This window comes from Escherichia sp. HH41S (assembly GCF_009820115.1).
Classification (GTDB): Bacteria; Pseudomonadota; Gammaproteobacteria; order Enterobacterales; family Enterobacteriaceae; genus Escherichia; species Escherichia coli_F.
Genome location: NZ_VNXE01000119.1, coordinates 177,399 through 193,616, shown reverse-complemented (window position 1 = coordinate 193,616; position 16,218 = coordinate 177,399). Strand labels below are relative to the sequence as shown.

General features: G+C 49.6%; 14 protein-coding genes and 1 other RNA gene. 7 read left to right on the top strand and 8 right to left on the bottom strand.

Annotated elements, in window-relative coordinates; all coding sequences use genetic code 11:
* Positions 1 to 9: 9 nt before the first annotated feature.
* From sufS to ydiJ, 8 genes are all read right to left on the bottom strand, one after another.
* Positions 10 to 1,230: a cysteine desulfurase SufS gene (gene sufS, locus FQZ95_RS22905; protein WP_000144553.1), complete on the bottom strand. Its 1,221-nt coding sequence runs from the start codon at positions 1,228 to 1,230 to the stop codon at positions 10 to 12.
* Positions 1,227 to 2,498 carry a Fe-S cluster assembly protein SufD gene (sufD, locus tag FQZ95_RS22900; RefSeq protein ID WP_032184333.1) on the bottom strand — a complete coding sequence of 424 codons (1,272 nt, stop codon included), beginning with the start codon at positions 2,496 to 2,498 and terminating at the stop codon, positions 1,227 to 1,229. Before sufD ends, sufS begins: the two co-directional genes overlap by 4 nt.
* On the bottom strand, positions 2,473 to 3,219 hold the full coding sequence (gene sufC / locus FQZ95_RS22895; protein ID WP_000948889.1) for a Fe-S cluster assembly ATPase SufC: 747 nt from the start codon (positions 3,217 to 3,219) through the stop codon (positions 2,473 to 2,475). The genes sufD and sufC overlap by 26 nt, the downstream gene beginning before the upstream one ends.
* A 9-nt stretch (positions 3,220 to 3,228) precedes the next feature.
* Complete coding sequence (gene sufB / locus FQZ95_RS22890) at positions 3,229 to 4,716, bottom strand: Fe-S cluster assembly protein SufB (RefSeq protein WP_001308677.1); 1,488 nt, start codon at positions 4,714 to 4,716, stop codon at positions 3,229 to 3,231.
* Positions 4,717 to 4,724: 8 nt separating this feature from the next.
* Positions 4,725 to 5,093 carry a Fe-S cluster assembly scaffold SufA gene (gene sufA / locus FQZ95_RS22885; protein ID WP_032184334.1) on the bottom strand — a complete coding sequence of 123 codons (369 nt, stop codon included), beginning with the start codon at positions 5,091 to 5,093 and terminating at the stop codon, positions 4,725 to 4,727.
* Positions 5,094 to 5,641: 548 nt separating this feature from the next.
* Positions 5,642 to 5,830 (bottom strand): YdiH family protein, encoded by a 189-nt coding sequence (locus FQZ95_RS22880; RefSeq protein ID WP_001296104.1) that lies wholly within the window; start codon positions 5,828 to 5,830, stop codon positions 5,642 to 5,644.
* Positions 5,831 to 5,929: 99 nt separating this feature from the next.
* Positions 5,930 to 6,340 carry a 1,4-dihydroxy-2-naphthoyl-CoA hydrolase gene (gene menI / locus FQZ95_RS22875; protein ID WP_160530728.1) on the bottom strand — a complete coding sequence of 137 codons (411 nt, stop codon included), beginning with the start codon at positions 6,338 to 6,340 and terminating at the stop codon, positions 5,930 to 5,932.
* Positions 6,337 to 9,393: a D-2-hydroxyglutarate dehydrogenase YdiJ gene (gene ydiJ, locus FQZ95_RS22870; RefSeq protein WP_160530726.1), complete on the bottom strand. Its 3,057-nt coding sequence runs from the start codon at positions 9,391 to 9,393 to the stop codon at positions 6,337 to 6,339. The genes menI and ydiJ overlap by 4 nt, the downstream gene beginning before the upstream one ends.
* Positions 9,394 to 9,778: 385 nt before the next feature.
* Here ydiJ and ydiK point away from each other — a divergent pair, with 385 nt between their 5' ends.
* The 7 genes from ydiK (at position 9,779) to aroD (ending at position 16,149) form a co-directional block, all read left to right on the top strand.
* Positions 9,779 to 10,891, top strand: a complete 1,113-nt coding sequence (gene ydiK, locus FQZ95_RS22865; protein WP_000248647.1) for an AI-2E family transporter YdiK — start codon at positions 9,779 to 9,781, stop codon at positions 10,889 to 10,891.
* A 185-nt stretch (positions 10,892 to 11,076) separates the two neighbouring features.
* Positions 11,077 to 11,184, top strand: an RNA gene (rprA, locus tag FQZ95_RS22860) — antisense sRNA RprA.
* A 136-nt stretch (positions 11,185 to 11,320) separates the two neighbouring features.
* Positions 11,321 to 11,677 carry a YdiL family protein gene (locus FQZ95_RS22855; RefSeq protein ID WP_088541852.1) on the top strand — a complete coding sequence of 119 codons (357 nt, stop codon included), beginning with the start codon at positions 11,321 to 11,323 and terminating at the stop codon, positions 11,675 to 11,677.
* 98 nt (positions 11,678 to 11,775) lie between these two features.
* Positions 11,776 to 12,990 (top strand): MFS transporter, encoded by a 1,215-nt coding sequence (locus tag FQZ95_RS22850; protein WP_105276972.1) that lies wholly within the window; start codon positions 11,776 to 11,778, stop codon positions 12,988 to 12,990.
* 226 nt (positions 12,991 to 13,216) lie between these two features.
* On the top strand, positions 13,217 to 14,482 hold the full coding sequence (locus tag FQZ95_RS22845) for an MFS transporter (protein WP_032184339.1): 1,266 nt from the start codon (positions 13,217 to 13,219) through the stop codon (positions 14,480 to 14,482).
* A gap of 11 nt (positions 14,483 to 14,493) precedes the next feature.
* Entirely contained in the window at positions 14,494 to 15,360 is an 867-nt protein-coding gene (gene ydiB, locus FQZ95_RS22840; protein ID WP_000383469.1) for a quinate/shikimate dehydrogenase, read from the top strand.
* 30 nt (positions 15,361 to 15,390) lie between these two features.
* The gene (gene aroD, locus FQZ95_RS22835; RefSeq protein WP_032184340.1) at positions 15,391 to 16,149 is read left to right on the top strand and encodes a type I 3-dehydroquinate dehydratase; all 759 of its coding nucleotides are present in this window, start codon (positions 15,391 to 15,393) and stop codon (positions 16,147 to 16,149) included.
* Positions 16,150 to 16,218: the final 69 nt, after the last annotated feature.

The following is a 16,218-nucleotide window of genomic DNA, read 5'->3' as shown; positions in this document are numbered from 1 at the left end:
GCCTCCCTGTTATCCCAGCAAACGATGAATACGTTGCAATCCGGTCACCAGACGATCAACTTCTTCATGGGTGTTATACATGGCCAGCGACGCCCGACACATAGCAGGGACGTTGTAATAGGCCATTAATGGCATAGCGCAGTGATGTCCGGTACGCACAGCAATGCCGTAGTTATCGAGAAAACTGCCAACATCATAGGCGTGGTGTTTACCAAGATTAAAAGCAATAACGCCAAGTCTGTTCTGGGGACCATAGAGAGTGAGATCCGGTACAGATTCCAGCTGTGATAGCGCGTAGTGCATCAGATTCTGTTCATACTCGGCTATATTATTAAGCCCCAGCCCCGAAACATACTCGAGTGCCGCGCCAAGACCAATGATGCCTCCGGTATTGGGTGTGCCGGCTTCAAACCGCCACGGTGCTTTAGTCCAGGTAGTCCCTTCACTCAGGCTGACGGTGGCGATCATAGAACCGCCCCCTTCCCACGGCGGCATCTCCTGCAACAAGGCTTCTTTGACATAAAGAATGCCAATTCCAGTGGGGCCATACAGTTTATGCCCGGAGAACACGTAAAAATCGCAATCCAGCGCCTGAACGTCCACCGGATGATGCATCACCGCCTGAGCGCCATCCACCAGTACTTTTGCGCCATGTTGGTGTGCAAGGGTGATCATCTCGGCCAGCGGATTTTCTGTCCCAAGCACGTTGGAGACATGGGTAATTGCCAGCAGGCGAGTTTTCTCATCGAACAGATTAGGCAGTATCTCCAGCTGCAACGTACCGTCGGGGTTGAGAGGAATCACACGCAGCTCTGCACCCACTCGCGCGCAAAGCATTTGCCAGGGAACAATGTTAGCGTGGTGCTCCATCTGGCTGATGATGATGTTATCGCCCGCTCGCACGTTGCTGTTGCCCCAGCTATTGGCGACCAGGTTAATGCCTTCCGTGGTACCGCGGACAAACACCAATTCTTCCGCGGAACGGGCATTGATAAACAGCGAAGCACGCTTGCGCACGTTCTCCATTTTCTCGGTCGCCTGGGCGCTTAAGGTATGAATACCGCGATGCACCGCCGCGTAACCATGACGATAAAACTCCGCTTCGGCATCAATCACCTGGCTCGGTTTTTGCGCACTGGCAGCGCTGTCGAGATAAGCCAGCGGCAAACCGTTTACCTCACGAGAAAGCACCGGAAAGTCGGCCCGCACTTTGTCGACGGAAAAAGTCATCTTGCACCTCCTGGCAGTCGTTGACCGATTCGGGCCAGCACCTGCTGTTTAAGCCCCTCATCACGCAGTGCTTCCGTCAGTTCGGCAGCAAAGGCGTAAATGATCATCTGCTGGGCATCCTGCTGATTGATCCCACGCGAGCGCAGATAGAACATCTGTTCATCATCAATACGCCCCACCGTCGCGCCGTGGCTGCATTTCACATCATCTGCATAGATTTCCAGCTGCGGTTTCGTATCCACTTCTGCCAGTTTGCCCATCAGCAGATTATTGTTGGTCATCTGACCATCCGTTTTGATGGCGTGCTGCGCGACGTTGATCAAACCGTTAAATACCGCGCGGCCTTTGTCGCTGACGATAGTTTTGTGCAACTGTCGGCTGTTACAAAAACCTTTATTGTGTTCCAGCCAGGTACGGGTATCACACACCTCGTTTTTCACCGGCATCACCAGACTATTGATCCGCAGCGTGCTGTTTTCGCCATTGAGTTGCGTACTGGTGTTGTGTCGTAACACTGCGCCACCAAGCAGGAAACTGTGGCTAAATGCGGTAGCATCGTCAGCCAGCAATAAATCGTTATGGGCAAAGTGGTGACTGACCGGGTTTTCAAACGCCAGCTTGATATGCTGCAAGTGCGCGTTCGCTGCGACATTGATGGTAAAGCGCGCTCCGGTGAAATGACGAGCATCATTAAGGCTGACAAAATGTTCGATCACCGTCGCTTCGGCACCTTCCGCCAGATCCAGATGATGTCGGTAATGGGCAGTGTTCACCTCTTCACCTGCCACGCCCTGGGTAATATGCATTAACAGCAATGGCTTTGCCGGTCGTTGACCGCGCTTCACGGCGATATGCGTCACGCTTTGCGCCAGGCTTTCCGTCAGATGGAGAAATACTTCCGCCTGAATAGCATCGGGCAATCCCTGACGGTCGTCGTTAATGCTCACTTCATACCCGCTGCCTTCAGTTGTATCGCTAAGTTCTGGCACGTAGCGTCCATCAACATAAACCAGCCGCACAGCGTCTAATGTTAACGCTAAGGCATCACGCTGCTGTGGGGATATCTCTCCCGCAATGCTGACAAACTGGCTATTGGTCAGCCCTTCCAGCGGCGTATATTTCCAGTTTTCATGTTTACGTGTCGGCAGTCCGGTACGCAGCAATTGTTGTAAATGCTGCTGTGCTTGCGGGGAGCGTTTTGCACCCTCGGCTTCAAACAAATGATGCCACTGTTGCAGCACGTTACTGCTGTTCGGTAAGCCAGCCATAACCCTGCTCCTCCAGTTGTTTGACCAATGTGAAATCGCCGGATTTCACAATTCGTCCCTGATACAGCACATGGACGTAATCAGGCTTGATGTAGTCGAGAATGCGTTGGTAGTGCGTAACAATGATGAATGAACGCTTGCCGTCACGCAGCGAGTTCACGCCATCGGCAACCACTTTTAATGCGTCAATATCCAGCCCGGAGTCCGACTCATCAAGAATGCATAACTCCGGTTCCAGCACCGCCATTTGCAAAATATCGTTGCGCTTTTTCTCGCCGCCGGAAAAACCAACGTTTACCGAACGCGTTAATAAATCTTCCGGCATTTTCAGAAGAGCGATTTTCTCTTCCATCAAATCCTGAAAATCAAAGCGGTCGAGCGTTTCCTGGCCGCGATAGCTGCGTACCGCATTAAGTGCCGTTTGCAGGAAAAACTGGTTACTGACGCCGGGTATTTCCACCGGATACTGGAAGGCCATAAAGATGCCTTCGCCTGCACGTTCTTCCGGCGACAGCGCAAGCAAATCTTTGCCTTTAAACTCAACCGTGCCAGCCGTCACTTCATAATCTTCGCGTCCGGCAAGCGTTGCCGATAAGGTACTTTTCCCCGAACCATTGGGTCCCATAATGGCGTGAACTTCGCCGGGACGAACGTCGAGGCTTAATCCGCGCAGGATAGTTTTATCTTCCACGCTGACGTGTAAATCTTTAATACTTAACATGTTTATTCCTTATCCGACGCTGTGTTCAAGACTGATGGCGAGGAGTTTTTGTGCTTCAACGGCAAATTCCAGCGGCAGTTCTGAGAACACGTCTTTGCAGAAACCGTTAACAATCATCGAGATGGCGTCTTCTTCGCTGATCCCGCGTTGCAGGCAGTAAAACAGTTGATCTTCACCAATACGTGATGTCGTTGCCTCGTGCTCCAGTTGTGCGCTGTTATTGCGACATTCGACATACGGGAAGGTATGCGCCCCACAATTAGCGCCAATCAGCATTGAGTCGCACTGAGTGAAATTGCGCGCATTGGTTGCCGTCGGCATGATTTTCACTAAGCCGCGATAACTGTTCTGACTATGTCCGGCAGAGATCCCTTTCGAGATAATGGTCGATTTGGTGTTTTTACCGATGTGGATCATCTTGGTGCCGGTATCCGCTTGCTGATGACCGCTGGTCAGTGCCACCGAGTAAAACTCACCAATGGAGTTATCGCCGCGCAAAATGCAGCTGGGATATTTCCACGTAATCGCTGACCCGGTTTCTGATTGCGTCCATGACATTTTGCTGTTTTCGCCTTCGCACAAAGCACGCTTGGTGACGAAATTGAGAATACCGCCGGTGTTGTTATCGCCAGGGAACCAGTTTTGTACCGTGGAATATTTCACCTCGGCGTTTTTATGGATGATGACTTCCACCACCGCCGCGTGTAACTGATAGCTGTCACGCACCGGAGCGGAACAGCCTTCAATGTAGCTGACGTAGCTGTCTTCGTCGGCCACCAGAATGGTGCGCTCAAACTGCCCGGTTTTTTCCGCGTTAATGCGAAAATAGGTGGAAAGTTCCATCGGGCAGCGCACGCCTTTAGGCACATAAATAAACGTACCGTCAGAGGCTACCGCCGCATTAAGCGCGGCAAAGAAGTTGTCATTCCCCGGCACCACGGTGCCGAGATATTTACGCACCAGTTCCGGGTGATCGTGGATCGCCTCGCCAAAGGAGCAAAAAATAATTCCCTGCTCCGCCAGTTTTTCGCGATAAGTGGTGGCAACCGAAACAGAGTCGAAAATGGCATCCACCGCCACCTCTTTGCCTTCCCGCACGGGAACGCCCAACTGCTCAAACGCCGCCTCCACCTCTTTACTTAAAAAGGCGTTCGCGCCAGTTTGCTGCACCGCGCCGGGTTCAGACGCGCAGTTGTCGTCACAATTACCGCACGATGGTGCTGAGTAGTAGCTGTAATCCTGATAATTCAGCTTGTCGTAGTGCGCTTTCAGCCAGTGCGGTTCTTCCATCTCCAGCCATGCGCGATAGGCGTTGAGACGAAATTCCAGCATCCACTCCGGCTCATTACGCTTCGCCGAAATTGCGCGCACCACCTCTTCGTTTATCCCCTTTGCCAGCTCATCGGTGGCTAACTGGGTGAAGAATCCTTCTTTATAATTCAGCGGGCCGCCGGTCCAGGTTTTGACATCGTCAGTTGCTTCAGTATTACGAGACATAGTACCGCCTATACCCCAAAGCTTTCGCCACAGCCACATTCATTCTGGGCTTTAGGGTTGTGAAATTTGAATATCTGATTAAGTCCTTCACGAACGAAATCGACTTCCGTGCCATCAATAAACGGCATCGCTTGCAGCGGGACAAACAGCTTCGCGCCGTCGTGTTCAAACAGCAGATCGTCTTTGTCTGCCTCGCTAACACTGTCGAGCACATAGCCAAAGCCCGCGCAGCCCGTTTGCTTCACGCCTAAGCGCACGCCGACCATACCTGGTTGCTTTGCCACCAGCTCACGGATGTGGACCGCGGCAGCAGGTGTCAGCGTTAAGCCCTGCCAGGCGAAATCCTGTGGATTAAAGGTTCCTGAATGCATGTCCATCGATTTACCTCACTTCATCGCTTTCAGCGTATAACAGCATGTTAGTGATAATGATTATCAGTTCAACCCAGCAAACGCAGGGGCTTTACCGTAAAACATGCTTTTTGCCTGCTTTTAATAAGCATAGACCCTGATGTGTGGGTTAACAGGCACGCTAAGAATTAGGTATCTCATTGTTAGATAATGATTATTATCTAAGGAGCATTAAGGCTGTGATGAAAAAGAAAAAGTTGTATTGAAAATGACTATTTAAGAGATAGGTAAAAAAGTGCAGCGTTCAGAAATAAGAAAACCCTTAAGTCTGTGCATCACAGGCTTAAGGGTTTCTACCCCATCCGGCGCTTATCTCCGGCACTCACAGTGGCTTAGCTCTTGAAGGGGCGATAAGAATAGTCTCATAAAGCTAAGCCGCTGTTTTAGCACAAACTGCGATTTGTATTATTTTTGAACGTTATCAGGCGGGTAGATAAGCAGTATTAAGAAGGCCCTCGAACCTGGACGAAGATTAATCCAGGCCGATTTGGCGAACTCGCGGCATTACGTCAGGATCAATGCACGCCCAAACGCCAGGCAAAGTAGATTTCTTCTTTTAATTCAGCAGAAGAGAGAGTAAGCAAGTCAGCGAATTCAAGTTCTAATTGTTTCAGACGTTTGAGATATTGGGCAGGTGAAAGATTGCTTTGGTCACGGCGTAAAAATTCAATGGCCAGTTGGGTGGGATCAAGTTGAGTAGACATAGCATCCTCGCTTTTAGACAAGACCTGCACAGTATACCACCGTTTACTGTGCAGATAATGACCAAAAGCAATATGCGTCACACTTTTCTGGTGACAACGTCACAAAATGGCTGTCGTCAATCGTGACGAACAGCACAAACGCCCTTTCTCATCGAGGATTTCTATCTGCCAAACCTGATGACGTGAACCGAGATGCAACGATTTACATACGCCGCGTACCCGCCCTTCTCGTGCCGAGCGAACATGATTAGCATTGATTTCCAGACCAACCACTTTTTGCTCACCTTCGGTACATAAATAACCGGCAACGGAACCGATACTTTCAGCCAGCACCACGGACGCACCTCCATGCAGCAGCCCGAAAGGCTGCTTTGTCCGCGAGTCTACTGGCATTGTCGCTTCAAGCGTGTCATCACCAATATGTTCAAAGCGAATATCCAGCAACCCCACCATGTTTCCTTCACCCATTGCATTCAGTGCTTCCAGGGTGATTTTTCGTTTCCATATCATTTAATAATCTCCAGTAAAGCCTGCACAGGATGGCGTACCCCCGTGCCTTCAACCCGTTTTACCTGGCTGCGACAGGAATATCCGGTCGCCAGACAGCGGTTACGCGGCAGTCGCTGCATCGCCTGATGCCAGGATAACTCATAGATCCCGAGCGAGTTTTTATGATTTTTCGCTTCATGTCCGTAAGTCCCTGCCATGCCGCAGCAACCCACACTGACATTTTCCAGTTTCACGCCAAAACGGGCAAATATTGCCGCCCATTGTGCTGGAGCGCCCGGCAAGGCGGTAACTTCGGTACAGTGACCAAAGAAATACCATGATTCACCGCTGACTGTAGCCACTGGCTGTGACTCAAGTATGCTTGCCAACCATTCATTCGCCAGTAAGACCTTAAACTCGCCACGCTCCTCGCCCAGCGCCAGTTTATATTCATCGCGATAACAAAGTACCAGCGCTGGATCGACGCCCACCATTGGCATCCCCAGCTTCGCCATACGGTTGAGGAAATCCGCCGTCTTTTTCGCCGTCTTCGCAAAGCGATTAAGAAAGCCTTTGATATGCTGGGCTTTGCCATTTGGCGAAAATGGCAGTAACACGGGCTGGAAACCTAATTTTTCGACCAGACGGACAAAATCCGCCACCACTTGCGCATCGTAATAGCTAGTAAAGGGGTCCTGCACCACCAACACCGTGCGCGCTTTCTGCTCTGCATTGAGAGCTTCAAGCTGTTCCAGCGTCATGTTTGCCGAGCGATGCCCCACCATTTGTTGTTGCAGCGAGGGGACCGACAGCAGCGGCAAATCAACCATGCCAATATGTTTTTCCGAGAGTTTGCGCACCAGCGGCTGGTTAATGAAGAAGTTAAAGGTTTTCGGCGCGCGTGCCATCAGCGGCGCGTAGCTCTCAACCGTTGCCACCAAATGGTCACGTAATGGGCGTAAATAACGTGTGTGATAGAGCTGCAGGAAACGAGAGCGAAACTCCGGCACATCAATTTTGATGGGGCACTGGGTCGAACACGCTTTACACGCCAGACAGCCCGACATCGCCTCTTTGACTTCGTGTGAGAAGTCATATTCGCCTTTATTCGCATGCCAGCTATTGCGCGTGCGGGCAATTAACGTCCGCAAACTGACGCCGGATTCAGGCAGTTCTTGTTCCAGTTTGAGTGGGTCAATGCCGCGATCCGCCAACAAGCGCAGCCATTCACGCACCAGCGTTGCGCGCCCTTTCGGTGAATGAATCCGGTTCTGGGTGATCTTCATCGACGGACACATCGGACTACGGGCATCAAAGTTGAAGCATAAACCGTTGCCGTTACACTCCATCGCACCGCGCCACTGCTGGCGTACCGCAATGGGGATCTGTCGATCATATGTGCCACGCTTCACCGCGTCCACTTTCATCATCGGCGCATCGAGACCTTCTGGCGGGCAAATCTTCCCTGGGTTGAGTCGGTTATGCGGGTCAAATGCCGCTTTCACTTTGCGCAGTTCTGCAAAAAGTTCCTCACCGAAAAACGCCGGGCTGTATTCAGCGCGAAAACCTTTGCCGTGCTCGCCCCACAACAAACCACCGTATTTCGCAGTCAGCGCCACCACGTCATCAGAGATTTGCTTCATCAAAATCTCTTGTTGTGGATCGCACATATCCAGTGCCGGACGGACGTGCAAGACACCTGCGTCGACGTGACCGAACATACCGTAGCTTAAGCCGTGGCTGTCGAGCAGCGCGCGAAATTCAGCAATATAATCGGCCAGATGTTCCGGCGGTACGCAGGTATCCTCAGCAAACGGAATTGGCTTAGCGGCACCTTTGGCATTGCCAAGCAGACCAACGGCTTTTTTGCGCATCGCATAGATACGTTCAACACCCGCCAGTTCGCGGCACACCTGCCAGCCAATCACACCTGCCTGTTGGCTGGCAATCAGTTCATCCAACCGCGCACAGAGTGCATTTACCCGCTCATCAATCAGCGTCTCATCATCACCAGCAAATTCCACAATGTTCAGCCCGAGCATTTCTTTGTCAGGCACATCGGTAATCAACTCGCTGACGGAATGCCAGACAATATCTTCCCGCGCCAGATTCAGCACTTTTGAGTCCACCGTCTCTACCGAAAGCGCCCGCGCCTCAACCATAAACGGCGCGTTACGCAGCGCGGAGTCAAAAGAGTCATATTTGACGTTCACCAGACGGCGCACTTTAGGCAAGGGCGTAATATCCAGCCGCGCTTCGGTAATAAAGGCCAGCGTCCCTTCTGAACCCGTCAGAATGCGCGTCAGGTCGAACTCGGTCATCTCATCGTTAAAGACATGACGCAGATCGTAACCGGTAAGAAAGCGGTTAAGTTTGGGGAAGTTGTCGATGATTAACTGGCGTTGCTGACGGCAACGTTGATAAACCGTGTTATAAATTCGCCCGATTGCGGTATTGGTTTTACCCAGCGTTTCTGCCAGTTCGACGGGTAAAGGTTGCGTATCGAGAATATCGCCCCCCAACAACACCGCGCGTACGCCAAGTACGTGATCTGACGTTTTGCCATAGACCAGCGATCCCTGACCGGATGCATCGGTATTGATCATCCCACCGAGCGTTGCCCGGTTGCTGGTCGAAAGTTCCGGCGCAAAAAAGTAGCCGAACGGTTTCAGGTACTGATTGAGTTGATCTTTTATCACCCCGGCCTCAACGCGCACCCAGCCCTCTTCAGGGTTAATTTCGATGATGCGGTTCATATGGCGGGACATATCAACAATAATCCCCTGGTTGAGCGCCTGACCGTTAGTGCCGGTGCCGCCGCCGCGGGGGGTAAAGATCAGCGATGAATAGCGTTCCTGCGCGGCAAGACGGGCGATCAGCGCCACATCTGCGGTCGAACGCGGAAATACCACTGCATCGGGGAGAAGTTGGTAAATACTGTTGTCGGTCGACATTGTCAGACGATCGGCATAACTTGTCGCCGTATCGCCAGTAAAACCCTGTTGCTCCAGCTCTTGCAAAAAATTAAGCACCAATTGAACGACGCCGGGTGCCTGGGAAATCTGTGGAATCATTATATTGACCCTTTCCTGCGGTCTGTGATGTAGATCGATACATTGTTCTTTCAGGCTGCTAATAGCGCACTGAAAGGTGATGTTTGTTTACTCTATGGATTTCGAGTTGCAGGAAGGCGGCAAGCGAGTGAACTCCTGGAGCTTACAAAGTAAGTGACTGGGATGAACGAACGTAGCCGCAGCACATGCAATTTGAAATACGACGAGTAAATCGTTTGCGTGTTGCCTGAGTTGTTGTACCACATTTTTTTCTAACACGCCCATGAGAATTAAGGGCAGAATCGGCCTGTTAAAAACCGCTGAAATTGCTCATCATTATGCAGGTGAGTTTCGCGTGTTCACGTCGCGTCGACGATTTGACGCACAAAAAAGGTGAAAAGTAGTTATGGTAAATGTTCGTCAGCCCAGGGATGTCGCACAAATTCTGCTTTCGGTGCTGTTTTTAGCCATCATGATTGTGGCATGTCTGTGGATTGTTCAACCCTTTATTCTCGGCTTCGCATGGGCCGGTACGGTGGTTATCGCCACCTGGCCGGTATTGTTACGTTTGCAAAAGATCATGTTTGGCCGCCGCTCTCTCGCCGTTCTGGTGATGACGCTGTTATTAGTGATGGTGTTTATCATCCCTATTGCTTTGCTGGTTAACAGTATCGTCGACGGCAGCGGCCCGCTTATTAAAGCCATTTCCAGCGGTGACATGACGTTACCCGATCTGGCGTGGCTTAATACCATACCGGTGATTGGCACGAAGCTGTACGCAGGCTGGCACAACTTGCTGGATATGGGAGGCACGGCGATCATGGCCAAAGTCCGTCCTTATATTGGCACCACCACCACCTGGTTCGTTGGGCAGGCGGCGCATATCGGGCGCTTTATGGTGCATTGTGCGCTGATGCTTCTCTTCAGCGCCCTGCTGTACTGGCGCGGTGAACAAGTGGCGCAAGGCATTCGCCATTTTGCAACCCGTCTGGCAGGCGTTCGTGGAGATGCCGCCGTGCTGCTGGCGGCACAAGCTATCCGCGCAGTGGCGCTGGGTGTTGTGGTGACAGCGTTAGTACAGGCAGTGCTTGGCGGTATCGGCCTCGCGGTATCCGGCGTACCTTATGCAACTTTGCTCACGGTGTTAATGATCCTCTCCTGCCTTGTCCAACTTGGCCCGCTGCCGGTGCTGATTCCGGCGATTATCTGGCTCTACTGGACCGGCGATACCACCTGGGGCACGGTATTACTGGTATGGAGTGGTGTGGTTGGCACGCTGGATAACGTCATCCGCCCAATGTTAATTCGCATGGGTGCCGATTTACCGCTGATCCTGATTCTCTCTGGCGTTATTGGTGGTTTGATTGCTTTCGGCATGATCGGCCTGTTTATTGGTCCGGTTCTGTTAGCCGTTTCCTGGCGTCTTTTTGCCGCGTGGGTGGAAGAAGTCCCACCGCCGACTGACCAACCGGAAGAAGTTCTCGAAGAACTTGGCGAAATCGAGAAACCGAATAAGTAATTTCTCATCAGGCGGTTCTGCCGCCTGATTGTTAACCACCGCTAATTGATATTTGCTTGCTCTTCACTATATTTTCCTGCTTACCGCCATTCAGCTGGTAGTACCTGTCGCAAATTCTTTACAGTTTTTAAACTAATGAGACGAATCTGATCGACGCAAAAAGTCCGTATGCCTACTATTAGCTCACGGTTATAAATCAACATATTGATTTATAAGCATGGAAATCCCCTGAGTGAAACAACGAATTGCTGTGTGTAGTCTTTGCCCATCTCCCACGATGGGCTTTTTTTTAACATTTTTCTTCTTCGCTACCTCGCCCCCTCACTCTTTCCAATAATGTTGCACAAGATACTGTGACTCTCTTCAAGCCGTCGGCAGGCTGATAATGTTATTTATATTTTATTGTTTATTTCATGCAGCCATTACACGATGAACGCTTATGAACTCCAGGCTCTTCGCCATATTTTTGCCATGACTATTGATGAATGCGCGACCTGGATTGCCCAGACCGCTGACAGTGAAAGCTGGCATCAGTGGGAAAATGGCAAATGCGCCATTCCTGATCGTGTGGTCGAGCAACTGTTGGCTATGCGACAGCAACGAAAAAAACATCTTCATGCCATCATAGAGAAAATAAATAACCGCATCGGCAACAACACCATGCGTTTTTTCCCTGACTTAACCGCGTTTCAACGTGTCTACCCTGATGGAAATTTTATTGACTGGAAGATCTATCAATCGGTAGCCGCTGAATTATATGCACACGATCTGGAGCGCCTTTGTTAATTTTCCAAAGAAAGGAATTGTCGTTGTTACAACAATAATGAACGGATGCTGACACAACATCGCTTAACTTTTTAAAGCACCTTTGCTAAGTAGAACCTATGAAAAATCCCTATTTCCCTACCGCACTTGGGTTGTATTTTAATTACCTGGTGCATGGTATGGGCGTCATTTTGATGAGCCTGAATATGGCCTCGCTGGAGACGCTTTGGCAGACTAATGCCGCAGGCGTCTCAATAGTTATCTCATCGCTGGGTATTGGTCGATTAAGTGTCTTGCTTTTTGCAGGATTATTATCCGATCGCTTTGGTCGCCGCCCTTTTATCATGCTCGGGATGTGCTGCTATATGGCCTTCTTTTTTGGCATCCTGCACACCAATAACATCATTATCGCTTATGGTTTGGGCTTTCTGGCGGGAATGGCAAACAGTTTTCTCGATGCAGGCACCTATCCCAGTTTGATGGAAGCTTTTCCACGTTCATCGGGTACAGCTAATATTTTAATTAAAGCATTTGTTTCCAGCGGGCAATTTTTATTACCGCTAATCATCAGCCTGTTAGTGTGGGCTGAACTGTGGTTCGGCTGGTCCTTTATGATTGCCGCAGGCATTATGTTTATTAACGCTCTGTTTTTATACCGTTGTACGTTCCCACCCCATCCGGGTCGTCGCTTACCTGTCATAGAGAAAGCCACCAACTCTACGGAACATCGCTGTTCAATTATCGATTTAGCCAGTTATACCTTATATGGCTATATCTCAATGGCAACCTTTTATCTGGTTAGCCAGTGGCTGGCACAGTACGGACAATTTGTTGCAGGCATGTCATACACTATGTCGATCAAACTACTCAGTATCTACACCGTGGGTTCGCTGCTTTGTGTATTTATTACCGCTCCACTCATTCGTAATACCGTTCGCCCAACAACATTACTCATGCTGTACACCTTTATCTCATTTACTGCTCTGTTTACCGTCTGCCTGCATCCCACATTTTATGTGGTGATAATATTTGCTTTTGTCATTGGTTTTACCTCTGCTGGAGGTGTTGTGCAAATTGGCCTGACGTTAATGGCTGAACGTTTCCCCTACGCTAAAGGTAAAGCGACAGGGATCTATTACAGTGCGGGCAGTATTGCGACCTTTACTATTCCGTTGATTACGGCTCATCTGTCCCAAAGAAGTATTGCCGATATTATGTGGTTCGATACCGCCATCGCTGCCATTGGTTTTTTACTGGCACTGTTTATCGGCTTACGCAGCCGCAAAGAAACGCAGCATAACTCGCTAAAGGAAAATGTCGCTCCGGGTGGGTAATGCAATATTCTTTTCAGGTCATGCAAGATCTTACGGATAAATAACTCTTTCTGCGCTAACTAAGGAAAATCGCGGTCAAAAACAAACTATGACATGCAATATTCCTGGAAACATAAACTTTATGCCATGTACCCAGGGATAATCATCTTCAGTATAGTAATTATGTAAACCGTCGGAGAACAATACGTACGGTAACGAAATAATCTTTCAGCAAGGAGCTGTGAAAATGTCTCAAAATAAGGCTTTCAGCACGCCATTTATCCTGGCTGTTCTTTGTATTTACTTCAGCTATTTTCTGCACGGCATTAGTGTTATTACGCTTGCCCAAAATATGTCATCTCTGGCAGAAAAGTTTTCCACTGACAACGCGGGCATTGCCTATTTAATTTCCGGTATCGGTCTGGGCCGATTGATCAGTATTTTATTCTTCGGTGTGATCTCCGATAAGTTTGGTCGTCGGGCGGTAATATTAATGGCAGTAATAATGTATCTGCTATTCTTCTTTGGTATTCCCGCTTGCCCGAATTTAACTCTCGCCTACTGTCTGGCAGTGTGCGTAGGTATCGCTAACTCAGCATTGGATACGGGTGGCTACCCTGCGCTCATGGAATGCTTTCCGAAAGCCTCCGGTTCGGCGGTCATACTGGTTAAAGCGATGGTGTCATTCGGACAAATGTTCTACCCAATGCTGGTGAGCTATATGTTGCTCAATAACATCTGGTACGGCTATGGGCTGATTATTCCGGGTATTCTGTTTGTACTGATCACGCTGATGCTGTTGAAAAGCAAATTCCCCAGCCAGTTGGTGGACGCCAGCGTAGCTAATGAATTACCGCAAATGAACAGCAAACCGTTAGTCTGGCTGGAAGGTGTTTCATCGGTACTGTTCGGTGTAGCCGCATTCTCGACCTTTTATGTGATTGTGGTGTGGATGCCCAAATATGCGATGGCTTTTGCTGGTATGTCAGAAGCTGAAGCATTAAAAACCATCTCTTATTACAGTATGGGCTCGTTGGTCTGTGTCTTTATTTTTGCCGCACTACTGAAAAAAATGGTCCGGCCCATCTGGGCTAATGTATTTAACTCTGCACTGGCAACAATAACAGCAGCCATTATCTACCTGTACCCTTCTCCACTGGTGTGTAATGCCGGAGCCTTTGTTATCGGTTTCTCAGCAGCTGGCGGCATTTTACAGCTCGGCGTTTCGGTCATGTCAGAGTTTTTCCCCAAAAGCAAAGCCAAAGTCACCAGTATTTATATGATGATGGGTGGACTGGCTAACTTTGTTATTCCGCTGATTACCGGTTATCTGTCGAACATCGGCCTGCAATATATCATTGTTCTCGATTTTACTTTCGCGCTGCTGGCCCTGATTACCGCAATTATTGTTTTTATCCGCTATTACCGCGTTTTCATTATTCCTGAAAATGATGTGCGGTTTGGCGAGCGTAAATTTAGCACCCGGTTAAACACAATTAAGCATAGAGGTTAAAGGAGTTAATTATGGATGTTACCGCAAAATACGAATTGATTGGGTTGATGGCCTATCCTATCCGGCACAGTTTATCGCCCGAAATGCAGAATAAAGCCTTAGAAAAAGCGGGATTGCCATTTACCTATATGGCCTTCGAAGTGGATAACGATAGCTTTCCCGGAGCAATTGAAGGATTAAAAGCCCTCAAAATGCGCGGAACTGGTGTATCGATGCCAAACAAACAACTGGCGTGTGAATATGTTGATGAATTAACGCCAGCGGCCAAACTGGTGGGTGCCATCAACACCATCGTTAATGATGATGGCTATCTGCGTGGCTATAACACCGACGGCACGGGCCATATTCGCGCCATTAAAGAGAGCGGTTTTGATATCAAAGGCAAAACGATGGTGCTGTTAGGGGCCGGTGGTGCCTCAACGGCGATTGGCGCGCAGGGGGCAATTGAAGGTTTAAAAGAAATTAAACTCTTTAACCGTCGGGATGAGTTCTTCGATAAAGCCCTCGCCTTCGCGCAACGGGTTAACGAAAACACCGATTGCGTCGTGACAGTCACCGATCTCGCCGATCAGCAAGCCTTTGCTGAAGCCCTGGCTTCCGCCGACATTTTAACCAATGGCACAAAAGTGGGTATGAAACCCCTTGAGAATGAATCATTGGTTAATGATATCAGTCTGTTACATCCGGGACTTCTGGTCACTGAATGCGTGTATAACCCGCATATGACGAAGTTATTGCAGCAGGCGCAACAAGCTGGTTGCAAAACGATTGATGGATACGGCATGTTGTTGTGGCAAGGGGCTGAACAGTTCACGTTATGGACTGGCAAAGATTTCCCTCTGGAATATGTTAAACAGGTCATGGGGTTCGGTGCCTGACAGGCTGACCGCGTGCAGAAAGGGTAAAAAATGAAAACCGTAACTGTAAAAGATCTCGTCATTGGTACGGGCGCACCTAAAATCATCGTCTCGCTGATGGCGAAAGATATCGCCAGCGTGAAATCCGAAGCTCTCGCCTATCGTGAAGCGGACTTTGATATTCTGGAATGGCGTGTTGACCACTATGCCGACCTCTCCAATGTGGAGTCTGTCATGGCAGCGGCAAAAATTCTCCGTGAAAGCATGCCAGAAAAACCGCTGCTGTTTACCTTCCGCAGTGCCAAAGAAGGCGGCGAGCAGGCGATTTCCACCGAGGCTTATATTGCTCTCAATCGTGCAGCCATCGACAGCGGCCTGGTTGATATGATCGATCTGGAGTTATTTACCGGCGATGATCAGGTTAAAGAAACCGTGGCCTACGCCCACGCGCATGATGTGAAAGTTGTCATGTCCAACCATGACTTCCATAAAACGCCGGAAGCCGAAGAAATCATTGCCCGTCTGCGCAAAATGCAATCCTTCGACGCCGATATTCCTAAGATTGCGCTGATGCCGCAAAGTACCAGTGATGTGCTGACGTTGCTTAGTGCAACCCTGGAGATGCAGGAGCAGTATGCCGATCGCCCCATAATCACAATGTCGATGGCAAAAACTGGCGTAATTTCTCGTCTGGCTGGTGAAGTATTTGGGTCGGCGGCAACTTTTGGTGCGGTAAAAAAAGCCTCTGCGCCAGGGCAAATCTCGGTAAATGATTTGCGCACGGTATTAACTATTTTACATCAGGCATAAGCAATAATATTTCGGCGGGAATATCCTCCCCCGCCGAAATGAAAAAAGTATTTTTAACCGTATTTAATA

What these genes read in the sequence shown, in the direction of transcription:
- FQZ95_RS22880 (WP_001296104.1), bottom strand. Translation starts at nt 5,830, where the DNA reads ATGTCTACTCAACTTGATCCCACCCAACTGGCCATTGAATTTTTACGC.
- ydiK (WP_000248647.1), top strand. Translation starts at nt 9,779, where the DNA reads ATGGTAAATGTTCGTCAGCCCAGGGATGTCGCACAAATTCTGCTTTCG.
- sufA (WP_032184334.1), bottom strand. Translation starts at nt 5,093, where the DNA reads ATGGACATGCATTCAGGAACCTTTAATCCACAGGATTTCGCCTGGCAG.
- FQZ95_RS22845 (WP_032184339.1), top strand. Translation starts at nt 13,217, where the DNA reads ATGTCTCAAAATAAGGCTTTCAGCACGCCATTTATCCTGGCTGTTCTT.
- sufD (WP_032184333.1), bottom strand. Translation starts at nt 2,498, where the DNA reads ATGGCTGGCTTACCGAACAGCAGTAACGTGCTGCAACAGTGGCATCAT.
- ydiB (WP_000383469.1), top strand. Translation starts at nt 14,494, where the DNA reads ATGGATGTTACCGCAAAATACGAATTGATTGGGTTGATGGCCTATCCT.
- sufB (WP_001308677.1), bottom strand. Translation starts at nt 4,716, where the DNA reads ATGTCTCGTAATACTGAAGCAACTGACGATGTCAAAACCTGGACCGGC.
- aroD (WP_032184340.1), top strand. Translation starts at nt 15,391, where the DNA reads ATGAAAACCGTAACTGTAAAAGATCTCGTCATTGGTACGGGCGCACCT.
- sufS (WP_000144553.1), bottom strand. Translation starts at nt 1,230, where the DNA reads ATGACTTTTTCCGTCGACAAAGTGCGGGCCGACTTTCCGGTGCTTTCT.
- menI (WP_160530728.1), bottom strand. Translation starts at nt 6,340, where the DNA reads ATGATATGGAAACGAAAAATCACCCTGGAAGCACTGAATGCAATGGGT.
- sufC (WP_000948889.1), bottom strand. Translation starts at nt 3,219, where the DNA reads ATGTTAAGTATTAAAGATTTACACGTCAGCGTGGAAGATAAAACTATC.
- ydiJ (WP_160530726.1), bottom strand. Translation starts at nt 9,393, where the DNA reads ATGATTCCACAGATTTCCCAGGCACCCGGCGTCGTTCAATTGGTGCTT.
- FQZ95_RS22855 (WP_088541852.1), top strand. Translation starts at nt 11,321, where the DNA reads ATGAACGCTTATGAACTCCAGGCTCTTCGCCATATTTTTGCCATGACT.
- FQZ95_RS22850 (WP_105276972.1), top strand. Translation starts at nt 11,776, where the DNA reads ATGAAAAATCCCTATTTCCCTACCGCACTTGGGTTGTATTTTAATTAC.